The sequence below is a fragment of the Paucibacter sp. JuS9 genome (assembly GCF_044043925.2).
Lineage (GTDB): Bacteria > Pseudomonadota > Gammaproteobacteria > Burkholderiales > Burkholderiaceae_C > JAUASW01.
The window spans coordinates 823263-847000 of the sequence record NZ_CP194172.1 but is presented as its reverse complement, the minus strand read 5'-3'; the positions used below and the strand labels follow the sequence as shown (position 1 = coordinate 847000).

Sequence of the window (23738 nt, the reverse complement as noted above, 5' to 3'; positions counted from 1 at the left end):
TTGAGCGCGGGCCGGGGCGCTCAACCCTTGGGATTGGGCTCGCAATTCGAGCCAGGCGGCACTTGCGCGCCGGCCGTCTCGCTGGCCGGCGCCACCACGCCCATCGAGATGATGTGCTTCAAGGCCTCGTCCACGCTCATGCCCAGCGGCCGCAGGCTGCTCTTGGGCATCATCAGGAAGAAGCCCGAGGTCGGGTTGGGCGTGGTCGGCACATAGAGGCTGACATGCTCTTCATTGAAATGCTCGGCCGCCGCCCTGGACGGCGCGCCGGTGACGAAGCCGATGGTCCAGGCACCCTGGTGCGGATAAGGCACCAGCACCGCCTCGCGGAAGGCATTGCCACTGCTCGAGAACAGGGTGTCGGACACCTGCTTCACCGAGCTGTAGATCGACTTGACGATGGGAATGTTGGACAGCAGGCGGTCCCACTGGCCCAGCAGCCACTGGCCGAAGATGTTGGCCACCAGCACGCCGGTGAGCGTCATCAGGAGCACCAGGATCAGCGGGCCAACGCCAGGGATGGTGCCGAGCTGGTCGACATGCGACGCCAGCGTGTCCGGCAGCACGGCCTTGGAGGCCTTGAGCATCCAGGCGAACACGCCATTGACGATGCTCAGCGCCCACAGCAGCACCCAGACGGTGATGGCGAGCGGCAACCAGGCCAGCAGGCCGGTGATCAGGTATTTGCGCACGGGCTTCCCGGGTTGACTAATGGCAGGCGCAGGAGCCGCCACAGGGTGTGGACGGCGAGGCCGCAGCCGGGGCCGGGGCGCTGGCCTCAGCCGCCGGGGCGGCAGCGGAAGCAGCCGGCGCCGTGGCGGCAGCCGCGCTGGCGCCACCCTTGAAGTCGGTGGCGTACCAGCCCGAGCCCTTGAGCTGGAAGCCGGCGGCGGTCACCTGCTTGCTGAAGCTTTCGGCTCCGCAAGCCGGACAGGTGACGAGCGGCGCGTCGGACAGCTTCTGCAGCACGTCCTTGGCGTGGCCGCAGGCGCTGCAGCGGTATGCGTAGATAGGCATGGTCTTGCTCTGAAGCCTGATACAAAACCCGAAATTATAGGGGCGACGCGCCTTGGCACCCTCGCAGAGGCCTACTTGGAGGCTTCGTCGGCCAAACCTTCGACGTGCGCCTTGTGCTCGTGGCGGTTCTTCAGCCACTGCGGCATCAGCGAACCCAGGACCATGGCCACCATTCCAACCAGCAGCCCGGCCAACTGGCCCGGAAAGGCCTGGCCCAGCGTCTCGGCCTCGACCATGAAGAGCCCCCAGACGCCAATGCCCGCCACCAGCGAGAAGATCGCGCCCTGTGTCGTCGCGCGCTTCCAGTACAGGCCGAACACCAGGGGCACGAAGGCGCCGACCAGGGTGATCTGGTAGGCCGACGAGACCAGGTCGTAGATCGAGGTGCCGCGCATCTTGATCGCATAGCCCAGCACCAGCGCGGCAAAGATGACGATGGTCAGGCGCATGGCCAGCAGCTGCTGCTTGTCCTTCATGCCCGGGCGCAGGTTCTTCAGGATGTTCTCGACGAAGCTGGTCGAGGGCGCCAGCAGCGTGGCCGAGGAGGTGCTCTTGATGGCCGAGAGCAGCGCACCGAAGAACAGGATCTGCATCACCAGCGGCATCTTCGTGAGGACGAAGGTGGGCAGCAGCTTCTGATAGTCGTCCTTGGCGATGTCCAGGGCCTGCTGGCCCATGACGACCACGGCGCTGGCGACGATGAACATCGGCACCGCGGCGAAGAGGATGTAGCTGATGCCGCCGATCATGGCGCCGTTGCGGGCGGTCTTCTCGTCCTTGGCCGACATCACGCGCTGGAACACGTCCTGCTGCGGTATCGAGCCCAGCATCATGGTCACGGCGGCGCCGAGGAACATGGCCATCTCGGTGAACGTGGGCTCAGGCAGGAACCTGAAAAGATCCTTGCTCTGGGCCATGGCGACCACATTGCCGGCGCCGCCGGCCAGGTCAGCGGAGAACACGGCAATGACCGAGAGGCCGATCACCAGCACGATCATCTGGATGAAGTCGGTCCAGGCCACGGCCAGGAAACCACCCACCACCACATAGATCAGCACGGCCAGCGTGCCGACGACCATGCCCATTTCCTCGGACATGGCGCCCTGCGTCAGCACCGAGAACACCAGGCCCAGGGCCGTGATCTGAGCGGCCACCCAACCCAGGTAGCTCAGGATGATGGCGCTCGAGCAGAACACCTCGATGCCCTTGCCAAAGCGCTGGCGATAGAAGTCACCGATGGTCAGCAGGTTCTGGCGGTACAGCTTGGTGGCAAAGAAGGCGCCCACCAGGATCAGGCAGGTGCCGGCGCCCAGCGGGTCTTCGACGATGGCATTCAGCCCGCCCTGCACGAACTTGGCTGGGATGCCCATCACCGTCTCGGCGCCAAACCAGGTGGCGAAGGTGGTGGTGATGACCATGGCCAGCGGCAAGCTGCGGCCGGCGATGGCGAAGTCGCTGGTGTTCTTGATCCGGGTACCGGCCCAGACACCCAGGGCCAGGGTGCCCAGCAGATAGAGCACGACGAAGCTGATCAGCGTGATGTTCATGTCTGGAGGCCAGTGAAGCCGGGCCGGCGGCGACTACGAGAAGGCGCGCATTATCGTTGAGCCCTTGCTGGCGATTCCCCCAGGGGAATCACCCGGGGGCGGCCGTCGCAGTCATCGCGGCGCCACCCTCGGCAGCACGATTTCGAAGGTGGCCCCCTGCCCCGGCTCGCTGCGCGCGGTGATCTGCCCGCCCAGCAGCGAGCCGACGATGGTGTAGCAAAGGTGCAGGCCCAGGCCGTTGCTGCCGCTGCCCAGCGTCGTGGTGAAGAACGGGTCGAAGATGCGGCCCAGGTCCTCGGGCGCGATGCCCTGGCCATCGTCGCTGAAGCGCAGCCGCAGGCGCTCGCTGCCCAGGGGCTCGGCCGCCAGCTGGATCACGCCTGGCTGGCCACCGGAGAAGCCATGGACCAGCGCATTGCTGAACAGTTGCCCCAGCACCTGCGTCAGTGGTTCTGGATAGCTATCGAGCGTCAGCCCTTCAGGAACCGACAGCCTCAACTGATGGCCGCCGGCCTGAATCTGATTGGATTGAGCTCTCTCGACTTCGGCGACCAGATCCGCCAGATCGAAATGCCGACGCTGCTCGCGACTCTGATCAACCGACAGTTGCTTGAAGCTGGCGACCAGGCGTGCAGCCGCATTCAGGCTGCGCATCAAGAGGCTGGTGCCCTGCTCGGCTGTTTCGCAGAAGGCCTGGACGTCCGAGCGGCGCAGCCCGGTACCGGCCTTGACCATGAACTGCCGCGCCTCCTCCTGCAAGGTGCTCGCCGCCATCAGGCCGTTGCCCAGCGGCGTGTTCAGCTCATGCGCCACGCCAGCCACCAGCGAGCCGAGCGAAGCCAGCTTCTTCTGCTCGACCAGCTGCGCCTGCGCCTGCTGCAATTGGCGGTAGGCGTCGGCGTTGTCCAGCGCCACGGCGGCATAGGCGCCCAACGTCTGCAGCATGTCCAGATGCGTCTGCTTGAAGGCGCCGGCCAGGTCGCTGAGCACGCTCAGGATGCCGATCACCTCGCCCTTGACCTTCAAGGGCACATAGAGCGCGGAACGTGACCGGGCCGGCTCGCTGCCATCCTGCAGCAGCAGGCGCTGGCCTTCGTGCTCGCGCACGCCGGTGTCGAGCAGGCGGTTGTCATGCTCGAACTCGTGGATCATGAAGGCCTCGCCGCTGGCCACGCATCGCGCCGCCGGCTGCTCGAGACTGTCGAGGCTGCGTCGGTAGGGCTTGAAGGCCTTGCCGCGCTCGACCATGTAGTCGAACTCGACCACACGCTCCTCGCGATTGACCAGGCCGACACCAAACGCTGTGGCTGGCATCAGCGATTCCACATGCGCGAACAAGGCCTGCTGGATCGCCTGCAGGTCCAGCGAGGCGGTGAGTTCGCGTCCGATTTCGCTCAGCGTCGCAATCTGCTGGCGTTGCTCGCGCACCTGCGCAGTGCGACGCTCGACCTCGACCTCCAGCTCACGCTGCGTCTGCTTCAGACGCCGCAGGCGCAATTGCCAGGCGGTGACCAGGCCCGCCACCAGCGCCAGCAGCACCAGCGTACGGAACCACAGACTGCGCCACCAGGGCGGGAGCACCTCCACGGTCAGCAGCTCGCGCGGCTCACCCCAGATGCCATCCGAATTGGCGGCCTTGGCCATCAGCCTGAAATTGCCGGCATCGAGGTTGGTGTAGGTTGCCAGGCCTTCGCCGGGCTTGCCCTGGATCCAGTCACGATCGAATCCCTCCAGCTTCCAGGCATAGCGGATCTGGCCAACGCCGACGAAATGCTGAGCCCGCAAGTCGAAGCTGACCATGGCCTCGCGATGGCTCAAGCGCAGCGCGCGGGCGCGCTCCAGCGGCCCGGACACGCCCAGCACCGCAAGGTTGGTGGCCGGCTCGCCGGCCCGGTCCGGCAGGGGCTCGTCGCGCAGCGACCGGTTGAACACGCGCAGGTCCGACAGCAGCACTGCGGGTGCCTGGTGGTTGTCGCTCAGCCGGCTTGGATCGAAAGCCAGCAGGCCGGAGCCACCATAGAACAGCCGCCCATCCGGCCCGGCGGCGCTGCTGCCCGGCCCGAACCCTGCCAGCATCGGGCCGCTGCCGGCAGGATAGGAACGAGCGCTGCTGCGCTCGGGATTCACGCGAATCAATGCCGCATCGGTACTCATCCAGAGCGCGCCGTCGGCGGCGTTCTGCAGGTTGTGGATCCTGGTCTCGGGCAGGCCCAGCCGCCTGGACCAGGAACTCAATCGCCGACCATGGCCCTCCCCTTCCAGCCGGTGAAGGCCCAAGCGGCTGCCCACCCACACTTGGCCTTGAGCATCCTGGGCCAGGCCGCTGATGCTGAGCGAATCGGGCTTGGCCAGCGCGGCATCCACGGGAATGAGCGCTCCAAAGCGCCCGCCCTCGCGGACTTGCAGACCGGCTTCGCTACCCACCCACAGCCGGCCCGCCTTGTCGATCAGCAGCCGCTGGATCTTGTCGTGCGCCAGACCGCCGCTGCCCGATTGCGGCCGTTTGTGACGCTGCGCCGGCAGGCCGGGAACAAGCTCCAGCAGCCCCGCATCGGTGCCTGCCCACAAGCTACCGTCGGCAGCCAGCGCCAGCGCGCCCACGGAGGCACTGGTGCCACCCAGCGGGCCGATGTCGATCCGCTGCACGCGCCTGCTGCCCGTGTCCATCAGGAACAGGCCGTCATCGGCACCTATCCACAATCCTCGCCCCGGCTGCAGCAGCAGCTTGCGCAGGAACTTCAAGGGCTGGCCCTGCGACGGCACATGCTCAACCCGGCCGGTGGCCAGCTCCAACCAGTCGAGACCGCCGCCATAGCTGGCAACCCAGGCCTGCTCAGCATCGATCGGCGCAATCGCCTGCACCGAATCGTGGGCCAGGGTATCGGGTTCGCCATGGACCGTGCGGTAGGTCGAGAAGCCGCTGTTCGACAGGTCGGCCAGCGAGACACCGCCACTCCAGGTGCCGACCCACAGCACACCGCTGCGGTCCTGGAACACGCTGGAGACGGCATTGCTGAACAAGCTGTTGGGCAGGGCCGGATGCCGCTTGTGCGACTCCGCCCGCAAGCCGGCGCGCGGCCAGTGCCAGAGCCCCTCGGAGCCGTAGGCCAGCCAGACGCCGCCCTTGTGGTCGCGCCACAAGGAATTGATGGCGCTCACGGGCAGGCCCAGCGCCTTGGGCAAATCCAGCGCGCGCCCGCTGGCCAGCTCCATCACCGCGACGCCCCCTTCGCCTGCAATCCAGGCCCGGCCGTCCTTGTCCAGCACCATGGCGCGCAGCGAGATCCGGCTGCCTTGAAACGGTGGCAGCGGCCAGCGCTGCAGAACCTGGCCTCGCGAGTCGACATGGACCAGCTCGGCGCCCGCAACCAGCCAGACACCGCCTTCGCCATCGGTCCGCAGGCCGCGCAACAGGGTGCGGCGGCCTGCCACCAGGGGCCGCAGGCCCGGCAGTGTCATCGCTTGCATTTGCCGGCTCTGCGGATCAAACAGCCACAGCTCGAAATGCCCCTGCAGCCACCAGCGCCCACCCGCCGCAGGCGCCAGGCTCAGCACCGTGAGCTGAGGGCCGCTGCGCTGCCCGGGCAGCTCGATGCGCTCATTGCGTTCGGTGGCTGGATCAAACACATTGAGGCCGCCAGCCGTGGCTACCAGCAGGCGGCCATCGGGCAATTGCGCCAGATCCTGGACCCAGGCATGGCTGAGCGAGTTCTTGTCGCGCGGGTCGGCGCTGAAGAGCTGGCCGCGCCGGCCATCAAAGCGCACCAGGCCGTAGCTGGTGCCCAGCCACATCTGGCCCAAGCCATCCTGCAGCCCGCACTGCACGCTGCCGTTGCTGCCCATCTGCTCAGGCAGCAGATGCTCGAAGCGCAGGCTCTGCAGCCCCGGCCCGGCATGCGCTGACGCCGCCAGCACCAAGACACAGAACACAAGCAGGACGCGAATGGGCGGCATGCGCCCAGACTAAGCGCAAACGCCTGCCAGCTCCAGTAGCGGCTTCCCCCGGGGTCAGAGGGCGCTGATGAAGCGCATCGCCAACAGGCCCAGCACAAAGCCCAGGCCGCCATAGACCACGCCCTGCAGCAGCCGGTTGGTGCGGCGTTGCTCCTGCAGGAGCGCTCGCATCAGTTCGCCGTCGCGTGGCGATGCCTGGCGCTCCAGTGCGTCATGCAACAGGCGCGGCAGCTCGGGCAGCAATTGCGCATAGCGCGGCGCCTCTTTCTTGAGCTGGTTGAGCAAGGCGCGCCAGCCGATCTGCTCGTTCATCCAGCGCTCGAGGAAGGGCTTGGCCGTGGCCCACAGGTCCAGCTCGGGGTCGAGCTGACGCCCGAGGCCTTCGATGTTCAGGAGCGTCTTCTGCAAGAGCACCAGCTGCGGCTGGATCTCGACATTGAATCGGCGCGAGGCCTGGAACAGGCGCATCAGGACCTGGCCCAGCGAGATGTCTTTCAGCGGCCGGTCGAAATGCGGCTCGCAGACGGCCCGGATGGCGCTCTCCAGCTCATCGACCCGCGTCTCGGCCGGCACCCATCCCGACTCGATATGCAGCTCGGCGACGCGCTTGTAGTCGCGCCGGAAGAAGGCGACGAAGTTCTGCGCCAGGTAGTCCTTGTCGACCTCGGTCAGCGTGCCGATGATGCCGAAGTCCAGGGCGATGTAGCGGCCGAAGGTCTCTGGCGCCAGACTCACCTGGATATTGCCCGGGTGCATGTCGGCATGGAAGAAGCCGTCGCGGAACACCTGGGTGAAGAAGATGGTCACGCCGTCGCGGGCCAGCTTCTTGATGTCGACACCAGCGTCGCGCAGGCGCTGCATCTGCGAGATCGGCACGCCGGTCATGCGCTCCATCACGATCACGTCCTGCGTGCACAGGTCCCAGATCATCTCGGGCACCATCACCAGGCCGAGGCCTTCCATGTTGCGGCGCAGCTGCGCGGCATTGGCGGCTTCGCGAACGAGATCGAGCTCGTCGTGCAGGTAGGTGTCGAACTCGGCCACGACCTCGCGCGGCTTCAGGCGCCGGCCATCGGCCGACAGCCGCTCGACCCAGTTGGCCAGCGTGCGCATCAGGGCGATGTCGTCGTCGATCACGTCGGACATGCCGGGGCGCAGGACCTTCACCGCCACCTCGCGGCCGCCCTTCAGCGTGGCGAAATGCACCTGCGCGATGGAGGCGCTGGCCACCGGCTCGGCATCGAAGGTCTCGAACAAGTCCTCGATGGACTTGCCGAAGGCCTGCTCGATCAGGGCGCGCGAATGCGCGGCATCAAACGGCGGCACGTTGTCCTGCAGCCGGGCCAGTTCGGTGGCGATGTCGGGCGGCAGCAGGTCACGCCGGGTCGACAGCACCTGGCCGAACTTGACGAAGATCGGGCCCAGCCGCTCGAAGGCCAGGCGCAGGCGCACGCCGCGCGGCTCCTGCCAGCTGCGGCCGAAGGACAGCAGCTTGCGCAAGGTGCGGAAACGCCGGGCGCCGAAAGCCGTCAGCAGCAGCACATCCAGGCCGAAGCGCCGGATGGTCCAGACGATGACCAGCAACCGGGCCAGATACCTCATGAGCTCTTGCGCGCGGCAAAGCCTGCCGCACCCTTGGCCACGCCGGCCAGGCTGGCCAGCGCCGCCGTGGCGGCTTCTCCAAAACGGGCCAGCTGCTGGGCCGCCATTGGACCAACCAGGCCGGCCAGGTCGTCGGCAATGTCCCAGCGCAGGTTCTCGATCAGCCAGTTCACCTCGCCGGCCAGCGCCGCATCGCCCTGCACCGTGACCTTGGGCTTGATGCCGCTGAGCGCGCCCAGCGCCATCGCGGCCGGGTTGCTGGCGTCCAATTCCACGCGCAGCGAGACATCGGCCGGCGGCGTCTCCAGGCGCTCAAACAGGCCGGCCGGCGTCACCTGCAGCACCAGGTCGGGCGCGGTCGGCAGCAGCGAGGGCCAGCCGGCCAGGCTCAGCACCAGGCTGCGGCCCGATTGCGGCTTCAGCCGCTCGGTGGCCACGCTCTCGCGCGACAGCACATGGTTGATGAGCAGCACGATTCGCTCCTGCACGGCAGGGGCGAGGAGTTGGGACCATTGATCGAAAATCATGGCCGGATTGTAGGCAGCAGGCCTCAGTCCCTGGACGACGTACCGTATAGCGGGGATTTGCCACGTTCTGCCGTCGGCCGCGCGAAGCTCATGAGAGAGAATCCGCGCGCTAGCCGCCCGTCTCGGGCCGGCCCTGATCCGCGAGAGACCATGAGCAAGATTCTGCTGACCGGCGCCACCGGCTATATCGGCTCCCACACCTGGCTGGCCCTGCTCGCCGCCGGCTACGAAGTGGTCGGCGTAGACGATTTCTCCAACAGCTCGCCCGCCGTGCTGCCGCGCCTGGCGCAGTTGGCCGGCGCCATGCCGGTGTTCGAATGTGCCGATGTCGGCGACCCCGAGGCCTTGGAGGCCGTCTTCGCCAAGCATCAGTTCGATGCCGTCGTTCATTTCGCCGCCTTCAAGGCGGTCGGCGAATCGGGCGAGAAGCCGCTGGACTACTACCGCAACAACATTGGCGGCCTGCTGACTGTTTGCGCCACGATGGCTGCGCACGGCTGCCGCCGCATCGTCTTCAGTTCCAGCGCCACCGTCTATGGCACGCCTGAGAAGCTGCCACTGCGGGAAGATGCGCCGGTGTCGGCGGTCAACCCCTACGGCCAGACCAAGCTGATCGGCGAAACCATCCTGCGTGACGTGGGCGCCGCCGACCCGCGCTGGCAGACCGCCGCGTTGCGCTACTTCAACCCGGTGGGCGCCCACGAGAGCGGCCAGATCGGCGAAGACCCACGCGGCATTCCCAACAACCTGATGCCTTACGTCGCGCAGGTGGCCGTGGGCCGTCGCGATGTGCTGAAGGTCTTCGGCAACGATTACGACACACCCGACGGCACCGGCGTGCGCGACTACATCCATGTGCTGGACCTCGCTGAAGGCCATGTGGCGGCTGTGCGCTTCCTGCTCAGCCATCCGGAGTCCATCACCGTCAACCTCGGCACCGGCCAGGGCTACAGCGTGCTGGACGTGGTGCGTGCCTACGAGGCCGCCAGCGGCAAGCCCGTGCCTTACGAATTTGCACCTCGCCGCGCCGGCGACGTGGCCGCCTGCTGGGCGGATCCGAGCCTGGCCGCCGAGAAACTGGGCTGGCGAGCCACCCGCGGCCTGGCCACCATGTGCGAAGACAGCTGGCGCTGGCAAAGCCTCAATCCTCAGGGCTTTTGACGGCGGGTGCCGGCAAAGCACGGACTCACACAGCTTTATCGGGCGATTGAGCCCGTCGCAGACTGAACACAATCAGGAGACTCATGAGCTCGATCAAGGTTCAACCCGTCATCATGGCCGGCGGCAGCGGCACCCGGCTGTGGCCGCTGTCGCGCGCGGGCTATCCCAAGCAGTTCCTGGTGCTGGCAGGCAACGAGAGCCTGTTCCAGCAGGCCGCCCGACGCCTGGCCGAGCTGGCCGCGCCCGGCATTGCCGCGGCCGCACCGCTGATCGTTGGCAACGAGGAGCATCGCTTCCTCCTGCTCGACCAGTTGCGGGAGACGGCCATCGAACCTGGAGCCGCCCTGCTGGAGCCCTGCGGTCGCAACACGGCACCGGCCGTGACCCTGGCCGCACTGGCCGCACTGGAAGACGGCACAGACCCGGTGCTGGTGGTGACGCCCGCCGACCAGACGGTCACCGACCCCGCAGCTTTCAAGAAGGCGATGCAAGACGCCGTGCGCCAGGCCGCGGACGGCGCCATCGTCATCCTTGGCATCACGCCGGAGCGCCCCGAAACCGGCTACGGCTACATCCGCGCATCGGCCGATGCGAGCGGTCTGGCTGTCGCCGCCTTCGTGGAGAAGCCGGACCTGGCCACCGCAGAAGCCTATCTGGCCAGCGGCGACTACTTCTGGAACGCCGGCATGTTCGTGCTGCGCGCCAGCGTCTGGATCGCCGCGCTCGGCCAGTTCCGTCCGGACATCCTCGAAACCACCCGCGCCGCCTGGGCTGCCCGCACGACGGATGCCAAGTTCATCCGCCCAGGCAAGAAGGAGTTCGCCGCCGTGCCGGCCGAGTCCATCGACTATGCGGTGATGGAACGCTGCCCCGGCAGCCCCTTCCCTTTGCGCATGGTTCCTTTGGCCGCTGGCTGGAATGACCTCGGCGCATGGGAAGCCGTCTGGCTGGTCGCCGACAAGGACGCCGATGGCAATGCTGCCTTCGGCGACGCCATCATCAAGGCCAGCAAGAACACGCTGGTGCATGCCACCAGCCGCCTGGTGAGCGTGGTCGGGCTGGAAGATGTGGTGGTCGTCGAGACACCCGACGCCGTGCTCGTGACCGACCGCGCCCGCAGCCAGGAGGTCAAGGCCATCGTCAACCAGCTGCATGCCAGCCAGCGCGGCGAGCTGGACCTGCCGCGCAAGGTGCACCGCCCCTGGGGCTGGTACGACAGCATCGACCATGGCGAGCGCTTCCAGGTCAAGCGCATCATGGTCAAGCCAGGCGCTTCGCTGAGCCTGCAGATGCACCACCACCGCGCCGAGCACTGGATCGTCGTCTCGGGCACGGCCGAAGTCACCAATGGCGAGCAGGTCCTCCTGATCAGCGAGAACCAGAGTACCTACATCCCGCTCGGTGAAAAGCACCGCCTGCGCAACCCGGGCAAGGTGCCGCTGGAAATCATCGAGGTGCAATCCGGCTCGTACCTGGGCGAGGACGACATCGTGCGCTTCGATGACACGTATGGAAGAAGTTAGGCATTCAACATCATGAGCATTCTTGTCACCGGCGGCGCCGGCTTCATCGGCAGCAATTTCGTTCTCGACTGGCTGAAGGGGAGCGACGAGACCGTCATCAATCTCGACGTGCTCAGCTATGCCGGCAATCTCGAGAACCTGAAGACGCTGGACGGCGACGCCCGCCATGTCTTCGTCAAGGGCGACATCTGCGACCGCGCCCTGCTCGACCGGCTGCTGGCCGAGCACAGGCCGCGCGCCATCGTCCACTTCGCGGCCGAGAGCCATGTGGACCGCTCGATCCATGGCCCCGCTGCATTCGTGCGCACCAATATCGAAGGCACCTTCACCCTGCTCGAAGCGGCGCGCGCCTACTGGGGCGCCTTGCAGGGCGAGGAAAAGGCGGGATTCCGCTTCCACCATGTCTCGACCGACGAGGTCTATGGCTCGCTGAAGAAGGACGATGCGCCCTTCACCGAAACCAACCCCTACGAGCCCAACAGCCCCTACTCGGCCAGCAAGGCCGCGAGCGACCACCTGGTGCGCGCCTGGCATCACACCTACGGCCTGCCCGTGCTGACGAGCAACTGCTCGAACAACTACGGGCCCTATCACTTCCCCGAGAAGCTGATACCGCTGATGATCGTCAACGCCCTCGCGGGCAAGCCGCTGCCGGTCTACGGCGACGGGCAGCAGATCCGCGACTGGCTCTACGTGACCGACCACGCGTCCGCGATCCGCGCCGTGATCGCGGGTGGCCGCGTCGGCGAGGTCTACAACATCGGCGGCTGGAACGAGATGGCCAATATCGACATCGTCAAGACGGTGTGCGCCCTGCTCGATGAATTGCGCCCGTCAGCCGCTGGCCCTTACGAGCGCCTGATCACCTATGTGACCGACCGTCCGGGTCATGACCGCCGCTATGCCATTGACGCCCGCAAGATCGAGCGCGAGCTCGGCTGGCGCCCGGCCGAGACCTTCCAGACCGGCATCCGCAAGACGGTGCAGTGGTATCTCGACAATCCGGACTGGGTGGCTCGCGTGCAGAGCGGCGCCTACCGCGACTGGCTGAACAAGCACTACGGTTGAGCCTTCAAATGAAGATTTTGCTGCTCGGCAAGAACGGCCAGTTGGGCTGGGAGCTGCAGCGTGCGCTGGCGCCGCTGGGCGAGCTGGTCGCGCTGGACCGGCGCGATCAGGGCGGCGACCTGGCCGACTCGGAGTCTGTGCATGCCCGGGTGATGCGTGAGGCACCGCAGGTCATCGTCAACGCGGCGGCCTACACCGCTGTCGACAAGGCCGAATCAGAAGCCGGCCTGGCGCAGCAGATCAATGCCGTAGCGGTCAGCACGCTGGCGTCAGCGGCAGCGGAACTCGGCGCCCTGCTGGTCCACTACAGCAGCGACTACGTGTTCGACGGCAGCGGCGACCAGCCGCGTGACGAGAACGCCTCCATCGCGCCGCTGAGCGTCTACGGCGCAGGCAAGGCCGCCGCCGAGACAGCCATCCAGGCCAGCCGCTGCCAGCACCTGATCCTGCGCACCAGCTGGGTCTATGCGGCCCGCGGCGGCAACTTTGCCAAGACCATGCTGCGTCTGGCTGCCGAACGCGATCAGCTCAAGGTGATTGCCGACCAGATCGGCGCCCCGACCGGCGCCGACCTGCTGGCCGACCTCAGCGCCCACATGATCCGCGCCACGCTGGCCGATCCTTCGCTCTCGGGCCTCTACAACGCCGTGGCCGCCGGCGAAACCAGCTGGCATGCCTATGCCAGCCACGTGATCGAATGGGCTCGCGCCCGCGGCCATGCCATCAAGGTGGCGCCCGAGCAGGTGCTGGCCATCCCGACCAGCGACTATCCGACGCCGGCGCGCCGGCCCCTGAATTCGCGGCTCTGCACCGCCAAGCTGCAGGCCGCCTTCGGCCTGCGCCTGCCCCATTGGCAGCAAGGCGTGGACCGCATGTTGAACGAGATCCTTTGAGGACCACGCCATGAAACAACGCAAGGGCATCATCCTCGCTGGCGGCTCAGGCACACGCCTGCACCCGGCCACCCTGGCCATGAGCAAGCAGCTGCTGCCGGTGTATGACAAGCCCATGGTCTATTACCCGCTGAGCACGCTGATGCTGGCGGGCATTCGCGACATCCTGCTGATCAGCACGCCGCAAGACACACCACGCTTCGAAGCCCTGCTGGGCGACGGCTCGCGCTGGGGCCTGAACATCAGCTACTGCGTGCAGCCCAGCCCCGACGGCCTCGCCCAGGCCTTCATCCTCGGCAAGCAGTTCATCGATGGCGCGCCGTCGGCACTCGTCCTGGGCGACAACATCTTCTACGGCCACGACTTCCAGGGCCTCTTGAGCCATGCGGCCAGCAGCGAAACCGGTGCCACCGTCTTCGCCTACCACGTGACCGACCCGGAGCGCTATGGCGTGGTGGAGTTCGACGACAAGCAGCAGGCCCGGTCGATCGAAGAGAAGCCCAAGGCGCCAAAGAGCAACTACGCCGTAACGGGGCTCTACTTCTACGATGAGCAGGTTTGCGACATCGCCGCCGCCATCAAGCCCAGCGCCCGCGGCGAGCTCGAGATCACCGACGTGAACGCGCAGTACCTGCGCCAGCAGCAGTTGCAGGTGGAGATCATGGGACGCGGCTACGCCTGGCTGGACACCGGCACGCACGACAGCCTGCTGGAAGCCAGCCAGTTCATCGCCACGCTGGAAAAGCGCCAGGGTCTCAAGGTCGCCTGCCCCGAGGAAGTGGCCTTCCGCTCGGGCTGGATCGATGCGGCCCAGCTCGAGGCGCTGGCCCGCCCGCTGGCCAAGAACGGCTATGGCCAGTACCTCTTGCGCCTCCTGAACGAGAAGCGCGCTTTCTGAATCAGCCGTCTGCAGTCATGAGCCTCAAGATCACCCCCACCAGCCTGCCCGAGGTCCTGATCGTCGAACCGCGCGTGTTCGGTGATGCGCGCGGCTTCTTCACCGAAAGCTGGAACGAGCAGGTCTTCAACGCCGCCACCGGCAACAGCCTGCGCTTTGTGCAGGACAACCATTCACGCTCGGCTCGCGGCGTGCTTCGTGGCCTGCATTTCCAGTTGCCGCCGCATGCGCAGGGCAAGCTGGTGCGTGTGGTCTCGGGCGCGGTGTTCGACGTTGCCGTGGACATGCGCCGCAGCAGCCCGAACTTCGGCCGCTGGCAAGGCGTGGAGCTGAGCGCCGAGAACCAACGCCAGCTGTGGATTCCACCGGGCTTCGCGCACGGTTTCCTGGTGCTGTCGGAGTCTGCAGACTTTCTCTACAAGACCACCGATCTCTACGCACCGCACAGCGAAGGCGCGGTGCGCTGGAACGACCCGACGATTGGCATCGAATGGCCCGACACCGGCGTGGCGCCGCTGCTGGCCGAGAAGGACAAGGCGGCGCCGCTGCTTGGCGACGCCAAGTCTTTCGACTGATCAGCGTCTCAGCAGCCGGTCAATTTGTGTCCAGGGCCGGCAGGCTCTTGACCAGATCGTCCACAGCCTTGACCTGCTGCAGGAAGGCTTCCAGCTGCGACAGACGCAGGGCGCTGGGGCCGTCGCACTTGGCCTTGGCCGGGTCGGGATGCGACTCCAGGAACAGGCCGGCCAGACCGAGGGCCATGCCGGAGCGGGCCAGCTCGGTGACCTGGCCACGGCGGCCGCCCGAGGCGGCAGCACCCGACTCGCGCTGCTGCAGCGCGTGGGTCACGTCGAAGATCACCGGCTTGTTGCCGCTGACCTGCTTCATCACGCCAAAGCCCAGCATGTCGACCACGAGGTTGTCGTAGCCGAACTGCGCGCCGCGGTCGCAAAGCATCAGGTTCGGATTGCCACATTCCTCGAACTTCTCGACGATGTTCTTCATCTGCGGCGGGCTGACGAACTGCGGCTTCTTGATGTTGATGACGCGGCCGGTCTTGGCCAGGGCCACGACCAGGTCGGTCTGGCGCGCCAGGAAGGCGGGCAACTGCAGTACATCGGCCACGGCGCCAACTTCGGCGGCCTGCCAGGGTTCATGCACATCGGTCAGCACGGCCACACCATGCGCCTTCTTGACCGCCTCGAAGATCTTCAGGCCGGCCTCGAGGCCGGGGCCGCGATACGAGTGGATGGATGAGCGGTTGGCCTTGTCGAACGAGGCCTTGAAGACATAGGGGATGCCCAGCTTTTGCGTGACGCGGACGTACTCGCCGCAGACGTCCACCGCGAACTGCTCGGACTCCAGCACATTGACGCCGCCGAACAGCACGAAGGGCGCTGCGTTGTCGACGCTGATGTTGTTGATCTTGACCATGAAACTCAAACCTTGAAGTAGTCGCGATACCAGGCGACGAAGCGCTTGACGCCTTCGGGCACCGGCATCGCCGGCTTGAAGCCGGTCCACTCGCCCAGCTCGGCCACATCGGCGTGGGTGGCCGGCACGTCACCGTCCTGCAGCGGCATGAAATTCTTGATTGCTTCCTTGCCCACCGCCTGCTCGATGGCCTCGATGAATTCCATCAAGGTGATCGGGTCATGGTTGCCGATATTGAAGACGCGGTAGGGCACGTTGGAGCGCGCCGGGTCGGCGACGGCCGGGTCGTACGCCGGGTCGGCACTGGCCACACGGTCCAGCACGCGGATCACGCCTTCGGCGATGTCGTCCACATAGGTGAAGTCGCGCACCATCTGGCCGTGGTTGAACACGTTGATCGGCTTGCCTTCGATGATGGCCTTGGTGAACAGAAAGAGCGCCATGTCCGGCCGGCCCCAGGGGCCGTAGACCGTGAAGAATCGCAGGCCCGTGGTGGGCAGGCCGTAGAGATGGCTGTAGGTGTGGGCCATCAGCTCGTTGGCCTTCTTGGTGGCTGCGTACAGGCTCACCGGATGGTCGACGCTGTGATGCTCGGAGAACGGCATCAGCGTATTGCCACCATAGACGCTGGAGCTGGAGGCATAGACCAGGTGGCCGACTTTGTTGTGGCGACAGCCTTCCAGCACGTTCATGTAGCCCTGAATATTGGACTCGATGTAGGCGTGGGGGTTCTGGATCGAGTAGCGCACACCGGCCTGGGCGGCCAGGTGGATCACACGATCAAACTTCTCGGCCGCGAACAGCGCCTCCATCCCGGGACGGTCGGCGATGTCGAGCTTGACGAACTTGAAGCCCGGGTGCGGCGTGAGGCGCGCCAGGCGGTCGTGCTTCAGCTGCGGGTCGTAGTAGTCGTTCAGGTTGTCGAGGCCGACCACCTGGTCGCCGCGCGCCAGCAGGATCTGGCTGACATGCATGCCGATGAAGCCGGCGGCGCCGGTGACGAGTACTTTCAAGATTTCTCCAAGTCGCTGGGGCCGGGCACTGCGGGAAGCGGCGCGCTGGCGCTGAGGCGAGCCGCATTTTCCCCTAGAAAGACGATTCGCCTACGGCGCCGGGTCGGCGCGTCCCGGACTTACTTGACAGCTTCGCTGGCTGAGGGCGCCAGCAGCGAGGCGGCATCGGCCGGCGCGCTGGCGGCAGCCGGTGCCTTCTCGGCAAACTTGCCCAGGTACTCGATCTTGGCTGCCTCACGCAAGGCCTTCAGTTCCTTGGCCGCCAGTTCGGCCTTGCGCTGGTTGCTCAGGAACTGCTCGATCGCCGGGCGGGCGCGGGTTTCGTCCACCGGATTGCTCCGCGAGCCCTGCAGATAGAGCACCTGCATGCCATTGGCATTGGGCACCACCAGCGACTGGCCGTCCTTGAGTCGCGCGACAGCGTCCAGCACGCCCATGGGCAGCTGCTCGGCCGCACGAACGGCCTGGCTGGCGTTGAAACGCACCTGCTGGCTGCGCATGAATTCGATGAACTCAGTCAGGGTCTTGGCCGTTGCCAGACGTGCGCGCAAGGCCGTCAGCTGCTCGGGCGAGGCCTCGATGGTCAGCTCCTGCAGGTTGTAGATGCGGCGTTCGCCAAACAGGGCCGGCTTCTCGGCGTAGTACTTGGCGATCTCGGCATCGGTCGGCTTGGTCACTTTCTGGCCAATGTGATCAGCATAGGCGCGCATGATGATTTCGCGCTTGGCCGCTTCGATCTGCTGCAGCACCTTGGGATCGTTGTCGAGCTTGAGTTCGACCGCCTTCTGCACCGCCAGTTCCTGCTCGATCAGGCGCTCCAGAACCTGGCGGCTGGCGACATCGGTGAGCTCGGGCTTGACGCGCTGGGCCGTCAGCACCGCGTTGATCTGCTGGACCGTGACCTCGCCCTTGTTGACCTTGGCCGCCGGCACGCCGGGCTCGGACTTGCCGCCGCCACAGGCAGTCAGCACCAGGCTCAGGCTGGCAGCTGCGGCCAGGACCAGGACGCGATGGCTGCGGGCAGCCGGGAAAGTTTGCTCTTGCATGTCTGGAAGCTCCATCGGATTCGGGGCCCGGATGGGCCGACCCGCCTGGCGGGCGCAGGCCCGCCACAGCGGCGACCGAGTGTAGCTTTCGCAAGCAGCACCGAAGCCGCGCCCCCTTGCCTGAAGGGCTGCGGTTTACCCCAGGCGGCAGATCAGCCTTGCAGGCCGCGCCCCGCCAGACTCGGGGCCCTTCGGCAGGCACAAACAGTCCTCAGGACTGTTTGAGTCCGGCCTCAGCATTTGATCCCGGCGTGCAGGGCGACGACGCCGGCACTCAGGTTGTGCACGTCCACGTGGCCGAAGCCGGCGGTCTTCATCATGGCCTTGAGCGTCTGCTGGTCAGGGTGCATGCGGATCGATTCGGCCAGGTAGCGGTAGCTCTCGGCGTCGCCGGCAATCAGCTGGCCCAGCTTGGGCAGGATGTTGAAGGAATACCAGTCGTAAGGCTTGGCCAGCGGTGCCGCCACCTTGGAGAACTCCAGCACCAGCAATCGGCCGCCGGGCTTGAGCACCCGGCACATCTCGGCCAGCGCCACGTCCTTGTGCGTCATGTTGCGCAGGCCGAAGGCCACGCTCACGAGGTCGAAGCTCTCGCTCTTGTAGGGCAGCTTCTCGGCATCGCAGAGATTGGTGGGCAGCACCAGGCCTTCGTCCAGTAGACGGTTGCGGCCCTGGCGCAGCATGGCCTCGTTGATGTCGGTGTGCACCACCATGCCGCTCTCGCCCACCTCGCGGGCAAAGGCGCGCGACAGGTCGCCGGTGCCGCCGGCGATGTCGAGCACGCGCTGGCCCGGCTTCAGGTTGGCCACGGCCACCGTGTACTTCTTCCAGGCGCGGTGCATGCCCATCGACATCAGGTCGTTCATCACGTCGTAGCGCGAGGCGACCGAGTCGAAGACGCCGCGCACGCGCTTGGCCTTCTCGGTTTCGTCGACGGTCTGGAAGCCGAAGTGGGTGCTGCTCATGTCAGAGTTCTCTGCCTGTCAAATCAATGCGAATGGCTGCTGCAGGATGAGCCCGCACCGCCGGGCCCCGCCTTGGCGGCCATCGGCGTGTCGCGGCTGACGCCGGCGGCGGCCAGGCGGGCCTCGTAGTCCTGCCAGAGCTGCGCCTCGTTTGCACCCAGCTCGTAGAGGTAGTCCCAGCTGAACAGGCCACTTTCATGGCCGTCCGAGAACACCGGCTGCACCGCGTAATGGCCCACGGCGTTGATCGAGACGATGCCCACCTCGCGCTTGCCGTGCTGCAGGGTCTCCTGGCCCGGTCCATGGCCCTTGACCTCGGCGGAAGGGCTGTAGACCCGCATCAGCTCGAAAGGGATGCGAAAACGCGCGCCGTCGGAGAAGCCCACCTCGAGCTGCCGTGACTGCTGATGCACGGTGATGTCGGTGGGCGTGGGGGAGTTCTTGTCGAGGCCGGCCATGGGCTCCCAGTGTAGCGGCCGCACCGATACCCACGCCCGGCACAGGCCCGCCTCGCCAGCTCACTTCACTTCGAAGGTCCCGACCAGCACCTGGTCGCCGCGCCCGCTGAGCCGCAGCACGATCTGCTGGTCTTTCTGGTCCGGCTTGCCAAAGCCGGTGGCCAGCCAGAGCATCAGCGTGGTGTGCGGCGTCAGGATCTGCTGCTGATGGCCGAAAAACTGTGCCCTCACCTCATAGCGACCTGGCTTGGCCAGGCGCAGCGCGAACTCCTCGGGCCCATAGCCGCCGGTGAAATCGCGCGAGAGCTTGCCGCCCTGGTAACTCAGCGGCGCGGCGTAATGGGTGCGGTCGCCATTGGGATCGACCACCCAGAGGTCGATGTCGGTGTTGTCGGCATCCCAGCCCAGCACCGCCCGCACATCCAGCGGCAGGTTGCGGCGCAGCCTGGCGTCGACCATGGAGACATCCAGCCCCGGCTTGCGCGCGGCCAGCGCATTGAGCTCGACCAGGGCGGTGATGTCGATGTCGGCGAAGCGGCCATCCCAGGGCCGGGAGACACAGTCCCAGAGCAGCTCGATGGCGCGCTGCGGCTGACCTGCCGCCGCGTAGGCCAGACCGAGGTCGCGCCAGGATTGCGGCTCCTCGGGCGCCAGCTCGCGCACCCGCTCCAGGATGGGCAGGGCCAGGTTCACCTGACCCGCCTGCTGCAGCCGGTAGGCCAGCACGCGCAAGAGCGCTCGGCTCTCCAGCTCCATCTCGGCCAGGTTGGAAAGCACGCGCAGGCCCAGCTCAGGCTGGCCCTTGCTGAAGAAGACCTCGGCCGCGTCCAGAAAGAAGGCCGTGCTGCGCACCTGGCCGGCACGCTCGTCCATGTAGATGGCATAGCGCTGCGCGGCGCTGGCCTCGCGCAGGCGGCGGGCATGGGGCGCATCGGGCTGCCATTGCTGCAGCTGGATGCTGGCCACGGTGGCGGTGCTGGCGCTGCTGCCGGGCATCCCATCCACCCGGGCTCGTGTCGCCACCTCGGCCATCATCGCCGGCGCGGCGGCCGCAACCGGTGCAGCTCGCGGGGCGGGGGCCGGCGGAGGTGCAATGAAGGACGGCGCCGGGCTTGCGGCAATCGGCGCTGGCGCCGGCATCGAAGTGGTCGGCGTGTTGAGCACGGGGGGGGGCGCCGGTGCTAGCTTCGGGACCGGCTTGCCATCCTTGGGGAACTCGCGCTCCCACCAGCTGACGCGCTCCTCATAGCGGCGGGCCAGGCGGTCAAGATGCATGCTCCGGCTCTGCTGGCGCTGGCCCAGTTGGCGCGCCAGTGCTGCCTCGTAGGACTGACGCATCGAAGGCGGCGGCATGATCTCGTAGCGGACATAGTCGACCAGGTTGTCCAGCACGATCAGCGAGCTGCCACTCGTGAGCCTATGGAACTGCTGGCCCAGGCGCTTGATCTCGGCCCGGTGCAGGCTGGCCTGGGTCTCAAGCCGCGCGATGCGCAGGTCTGCCCAGCGCTGGGCGGCCAGGGGCGGCGGGCCGTCGCTGCGGCGCTCGCGCGAACCACTGATGCTCAGCGTGTGCACTTGCTTGCGGCCCCGGGCATCCTGCAGCTGCAGGGTCACCATGGCCTCAGCCGCCGTCAGTCGCCCGGCCAGGGCCAGCCGAGCCCCTTCAGGCCGCTGCGAGGCCAGCTCGACCAGCTCGGCGCCTTCGGCCTTGACGTCAACGACGCGCAGGCCTGGGCGCAGCAGGGTCTCGGCCGCTTCGGCTGCATCGAGCGTTGCAAGATTGACCAGGGTGCCGCCGCTGACCTCGGCCAGTTGGCGCAAGCGGCTCAGGTCGGCACGCTGCGCCGCCGAGACGGCCTGCAGCGGTGCCGGGCTGCGCGGTAATTGCGGTGAGCCCCAGTTGGCCAGGCCGTCGCTGAACAGCAGGGCCAGGTCTTGCCCGGCAGGCGCGACCCAGGCGGCGGCATTGCTGGCGCCGTCGTAGGCCAGGCCTTCCAGGTGCCGGCGCAGCTCCCGCCAGTCACCGCCCCGCACGCTGAAAGTGCGCACCGGCTCGGCCGCGTCACGGCTCACCACCAGTTGCACATCAACCTGCGAGCTGCCTAGCAGCAGCGCTTCCAGCAGCGCGAACTCGCGGTCATGGTCACGCTGGGCGCCCGAACCCGACGCATCCCAGACCAGCGCCAGGCGACGCAGTGCCAGGCGCGGGCCGCGCTGCTCGGGCACGGGCAGCTCGGCATAGAAATAATCCCGCTCTTCATGACGGCCGGTGCTGATCACCTGCCTGGGCGCCGCCGCCCAGCTGAGCGTGAACGGCCGCTGCGGCCGGCTGTCCTGCCGCGACAGGCTCAGGAGCGTGCCATCGTCCAGCGGCTTGCTGGCCGCATCCTGGAACTCGGGGTCGAGCTTCAGCGCCTTCATCTCGAGGCCGCGGGCGGAAACGGCCAGATCCAGCTTGCCGATCGCCTGCCCGAAGTCCAGCGGCAGCTGCCATTGCACCCTGCCCTGGGCATCCGCCGCGAGCGGCTGCAGCAGCTGCAACACGACGCGACGCGTGCCCTTGGCAGGCAAGGGATAGACCCGCAGCCGGTAGACGTTGCCGGCCGTTCGCTCCAGCAGCGCGGGGTCGACGCGACGACGGGTGATCTCTTCGAAGACCTGCTGGCCGCGTGCCTTCTCCACCGGCACGGCCGGCCGCAACTCGCCGCCGATGTCCAGGGCAAATCCATCGACCGACTGGCCGTCCTGCAAGGGGAACTCCAGCGTGCCTTCCAGCACCCGCTCGTTCGGGTTGCGCAGCACCAGCTCCAGCTCGGTGCGCGCCAGTGAGCCGGCCAGCTCGGCCCGCACAGAGACACTGGCAATCTGCACCGGCAGCTTGGCTTCGGGCACGAAGAAGCGCAGCGGCGGCATGGTTGGCACCGGCGGCATCATGGGAGGGGGCGGCCGCGATGCATCCGCGCCTGGCGATTGCGCAAGCGCCGCTCCGAACAGGCCGGCCGCCAGCGCCAGGCCGATGAGTCGATGCCGGCCATGATTCATGAGCATTTGTTTCTCCCCCCCTATTGCTTGATGCCCAAAGCGTAATGGATGGCGCACACCAGCACATCGGGCCAGCCCCGGCATGCTCCACAATCGCGGCGATGCACCGAATGCAACGGATCCTTCTTGCTGCTGCGCTGATGGCGGGTTGCGGCTTGGCGTTGGCCGCCAAACCCTGCCTGCTGACTCAACGCTGGAACGAAGACCCGCCCTACAGCATGCGCCTGGCCACGGGCGAAATTACCGGCCTGAACATCGAGCTGGTGCGCACCATCCTGGCCCGCATGGGCTGCCAGGTTCAACTGCTGGAAATGCCCTTCGCCCGCGCCCTGACCGAGCTGGAGGCCGGCCGCCTGGACATCCTGCCCGGCGCACTGCGCCGGCCGGACCGCGAGGCCTACGCCCATTTCGCCATCGACCGCTGGCATTCGCGCAACATGCTGTTCGCCCATGTCGATGCCAAGGCAATATGGCCACAGCAAGGCCTCGCGGAAATCCGCAGCAGCGGCTTCCGCCTCGGCGTGCAATTGGGCGTGAGCTACGGGCCGGAGTACGCCAGCCTGAGCCGCGACGCGAGCTTCATGCGCACCCTGGAGAAGAGCGGCTCGCGCCGCAGCCTCTGGCAGATGCTCAAGCTGCGCCGCATCGACGGCGTGATTGCCGACGAGCTGACCGCCCGCTACGAGCTTGCCCAGCTGGGCCTGCAAGACCAGGTGCGCGTGACCGAGGTCGTGGTGTCGGATGAGGCCTCAGGCTTCGCCTTCAGCAAGAAGACGGTCGATGCTGCCTTCGTTGCGCGCTTCAACAACACCACCGAAGCGATGCAGAAAGATGGCAGCTATCAAGCCATCGTGCAGAAGTACATCAGCGCGGCACCGGCGCCAAGCCACTGACGCCTGACGCTGGCAAAGCCAGCGGCGAAGAACATGACTTGCGGCATCCGTGCCACAAGAAATGGTCGATGAAATCAGGGTTTGCGACGAATGCAACTCATCGCCGATTGAGGCAGATCGTCGCGCCAGTTCAGGCATCTGTCGCCTGCCTGTTGGGCCAAGACGGAGCTCCACCTAACCTGCAGGCAGACCGGATCGCAAAGCACTCGACAGCGCAGCGAAACGGCAGCCTCATGTTCAATCTAGGAGCCCGTCATGCAAACCAAGTCCCTCGTCAAGACCCTGCTGGTCGCCATCCCTCTGAGCCTGGTCAGCGCGCTGACGCTGGCGGCACCTCAGGACGAACTCAAGCGCGTTGAAGTCAGCGGCAAGCAATCCGCTGCCGTGCGCACCGATGTCAAGGCCAGCTGCCCGAGCATCGCGGCCGTGCTGCAGAACAAGCTGTCCCCGATCTGGGGCATGCACCAGGAAACCGGCGTCCTGCGCGTCGAGTTCACGCTGGACGGCGAAGGCGTGCACGGCGTCAAGGCCCGCGGCGCTGACACCTATCGCGACGGCGTCCGCAAGGCGATGCGCGGCCTCGAATGCAACAGCGGCACCACGCAGCCGCAAACCTATGCCTTCAACATCCACATCGTCTCGCCGGACAGCGTCCACCCCGGCAAGCAGATGGCCATGCTGATCGACTGAGCACTGC

At 66.8% G+C, this 23738-nt stretch carries 20 protein-coding genes; 8 read left to right on the top strand and 12 right to left on the bottom strand.

All coding sequences use genetic code 11. The features are described 5' to 3' along the window. Positions 1-20: 20 nt before the first annotated feature. The 6 genes from ABT392_RS03685 to ABT392_RS03660 form a co-directional block, all read right to left on the bottom strand. Positions 21-692, bottom strand: a complete 672-nt coding sequence (locus ABT392_RS03685) for a DUF502 domain-containing protein (protein WP_334278762.1) — start codon at positions 690-692, stop codon at positions 21-23. Between the two features lie 16 nt (positions 693-708). Next, the gene (locus tag ABT392_RS03680; RefSeq protein ID WP_395386573.1) at positions 709-1017 is read right to left on the bottom strand and encodes an FmdB family zinc ribbon protein; all 309 of its coding nucleotides are present in this window, start codon (positions 1015-1017) and stop codon (positions 709-711) included. 71 nt (positions 1018-1088) lie between these two features. Then, a complete protein-coding gene (locus ABT392_RS03675; protein ID WP_395386574.1) occupies positions 1089-2564 on the bottom strand; it encodes a high affinity choline transporter 1 in 1476 nt (491 codons plus the stop codon). A 111-nt stretch (positions 2565-2675) separates the two neighbouring features. Then, a complete protein-coding gene (locus ABT392_RS03670; protein ID WP_395386575.1) occupies positions 2676-6518 on the bottom strand; it encodes a two-component regulator propeller domain-containing protein in 3843 nt (1280 codons plus the stop codon). A gap of 54 nt (positions 6519-6572) precedes the next feature. Further along, positions 6573-8120, bottom strand: a complete 1548-nt coding sequence (ubiB, locus tag ABT392_RS03665; RefSeq protein WP_395386576.1) for a ubiquinone biosynthesis regulatory protein kinase UbiB — start codon at positions 8118-8120, stop codon at positions 6573-6575. After that, complete coding sequence (locus ABT392_RS03660) at positions 8117-8647, bottom strand: hypothetical protein (RefSeq protein ID WP_395386577.1); 531 nt, start codon at positions 8645-8647, stop codon at positions 8117-8119. The genes ubiB and ABT392_RS03660 overlap by 4 nt, the downstream gene beginning before the upstream one ends. A 150-nt stretch (positions 8648-8797) precedes the next feature. Between ABT392_RS03660 and galE the strand changes: the two genes are divergently transcribed. From galE to rfbC, 6 genes are all read left to right on the top strand, one after another. Beyond that, a complete protein-coding gene (gene galE, locus ABT392_RS03655) occupies positions 8798-9808 on the top strand; it encodes a UDP-glucose 4-epimerase GalE (RefSeq protein ID WP_334278756.1) in 1011 nt (336 codons plus the stop codon). Positions 9809-9891: 83 nt separating this feature from the next. Continuing rightward, a complete protein-coding gene (locus ABT392_RS03650) occupies positions 9892-11331 on the top strand; it encodes a mannose-1-phosphate guanylyltransferase/mannose-6-phosphate isomerase (protein WP_395386578.1) in 1440 nt (479 codons plus the stop codon). Between the two features lie 12 nt (positions 11332-11343). Next, a complete protein-coding gene (gene rfbB, locus ABT392_RS03645) occupies positions 11344-12399 on the top strand; it encodes a dTDP-glucose 4,6-dehydratase (RefSeq protein WP_395386579.1) in 1056 nt (351 codons plus the stop codon). Positions 12400-12407: 8 nt separating this feature from the next. Beyond that, positions 12408-13292 carry a dTDP-4-dehydrorhamnose reductase gene (gene rfbD, locus ABT392_RS03640; protein ID WP_395386580.1) on the top strand — a complete coding sequence of 295 codons (885 nt, stop codon included), beginning with the start codon at positions 12408-12410 and terminating at the stop codon, positions 13290-13292. A gap of 10 nt (positions 13293-13302) precedes the next feature. Continuing rightward, on the top strand, positions 13303-14190 hold the full coding sequence (rfbA, locus tag ABT392_RS03635) for a glucose-1-phosphate thymidylyltransferase RfbA (protein WP_395386581.1): 888 nt from the start codon (positions 13303-13305) through the stop codon (positions 14188-14190). 17 nt (positions 14191-14207) lie between these two features. Continuing rightward, the gene (gene rfbC, locus ABT392_RS03630; RefSeq protein ID WP_334278750.1) at positions 14208-14765 is read left to right on the top strand and encodes a dTDP-4-dehydrorhamnose 3,5-epimerase; all 558 of its coding nucleotides are present in this window, start codon (positions 14208-14210) and stop codon (positions 14763-14765) included. Between the two features lie 19 nt (positions 14766-14784). On the opposite strand, the gene kdsA is transcribed toward rfbC, so the two are convergent. The 6 genes from kdsA to ABT392_RS03600 all read right to left on the bottom strand — a co-directional run bounded on the left by kdsA (position 14785) and on the right by ABT392_RS03600 (position 22154). Then, positions 14785-15624 carry a 3-deoxy-8-phosphooctulonate synthase gene (gene kdsA, locus ABT392_RS03625; RefSeq protein ID WP_334278749.1) on the bottom strand — a complete coding sequence of 280 codons (840 nt, stop codon included), beginning with the start codon at positions 15622-15624 and terminating at the stop codon, positions 14785-14787. A 5-nt stretch (positions 15625-15629) separates the two neighbouring features. Then, complete coding sequence (locus tag ABT392_RS03620; RefSeq protein ID WP_395386582.1) at positions 15630-16637, bottom strand: NAD-dependent epimerase; 1008 nt, start codon at positions 16635-16637, stop codon at positions 15630-15632. A 119-nt stretch (positions 16638-16756) separates the two neighbouring features. Next, positions 16757-17683, bottom strand: a complete 927-nt coding sequence (locus tag ABT392_RS03615) for an EpsD family peptidyl-prolyl cis-trans isomerase (RefSeq protein WP_334278748.1) — start codon at positions 17681-17683, stop codon at positions 16757-16759. Positions 17684-17916: 233 nt separating this feature from the next. Continuing rightward, on the bottom strand, positions 17917-18648 hold the full coding sequence (gene ubiE, locus ABT392_RS03610) for a bifunctional demethylmenaquinone methyltransferase/2-methoxy-6-polyprenyl-1,4-benzoquinol methylase UbiE (protein WP_395386583.1): 732 nt from the start codon (positions 18646-18648) through the stop codon (positions 17917-17919). Positions 18649-18671: 23 nt separating this feature from the next. Further along, positions 18672-19106 carry a gamma-butyrobetaine hydroxylase family protein gene (locus ABT392_RS03605; protein WP_334278746.1) on the bottom strand — a complete coding sequence of 145 codons (435 nt, stop codon included), beginning with the start codon at positions 19104-19106 and terminating at the stop codon, positions 18672-18674. Positions 19107-19166: 60 nt separating this feature from the next. After that, positions 19167-22154, bottom strand: coding sequence for a VIT domain-containing protein (locus ABT392_RS03600; protein ID WP_464970909.1), 2988 nt, complete (start codon positions 22152-22154; stop codon positions 19167-19169). 104 nt (positions 22155-22258) lie between these two features. On the opposite strand from ABT392_RS03600, the gene ABT392_RS03595 reads away from it, so the two are divergent. Beyond that, on the top strand, positions 22259-23041 hold the full coding sequence (locus ABT392_RS03595) for a substrate-binding periplasmic protein (RefSeq protein ID WP_395386586.1): 783 nt from the start codon (positions 22259-22261) through the stop codon (positions 23039-23041). Positions 23042-23296: 255 nt separating this feature from the next. After that, the gene (locus ABT392_RS03590; RefSeq protein ID WP_395386587.1) at positions 23297-23731 is read left to right on the top strand and encodes a hypothetical protein; all 435 of its coding nucleotides are present in this window, start codon (positions 23297-23299) and stop codon (positions 23729-23731) included. Positions 23732-23738: the final 7 nt, after the last annotated feature.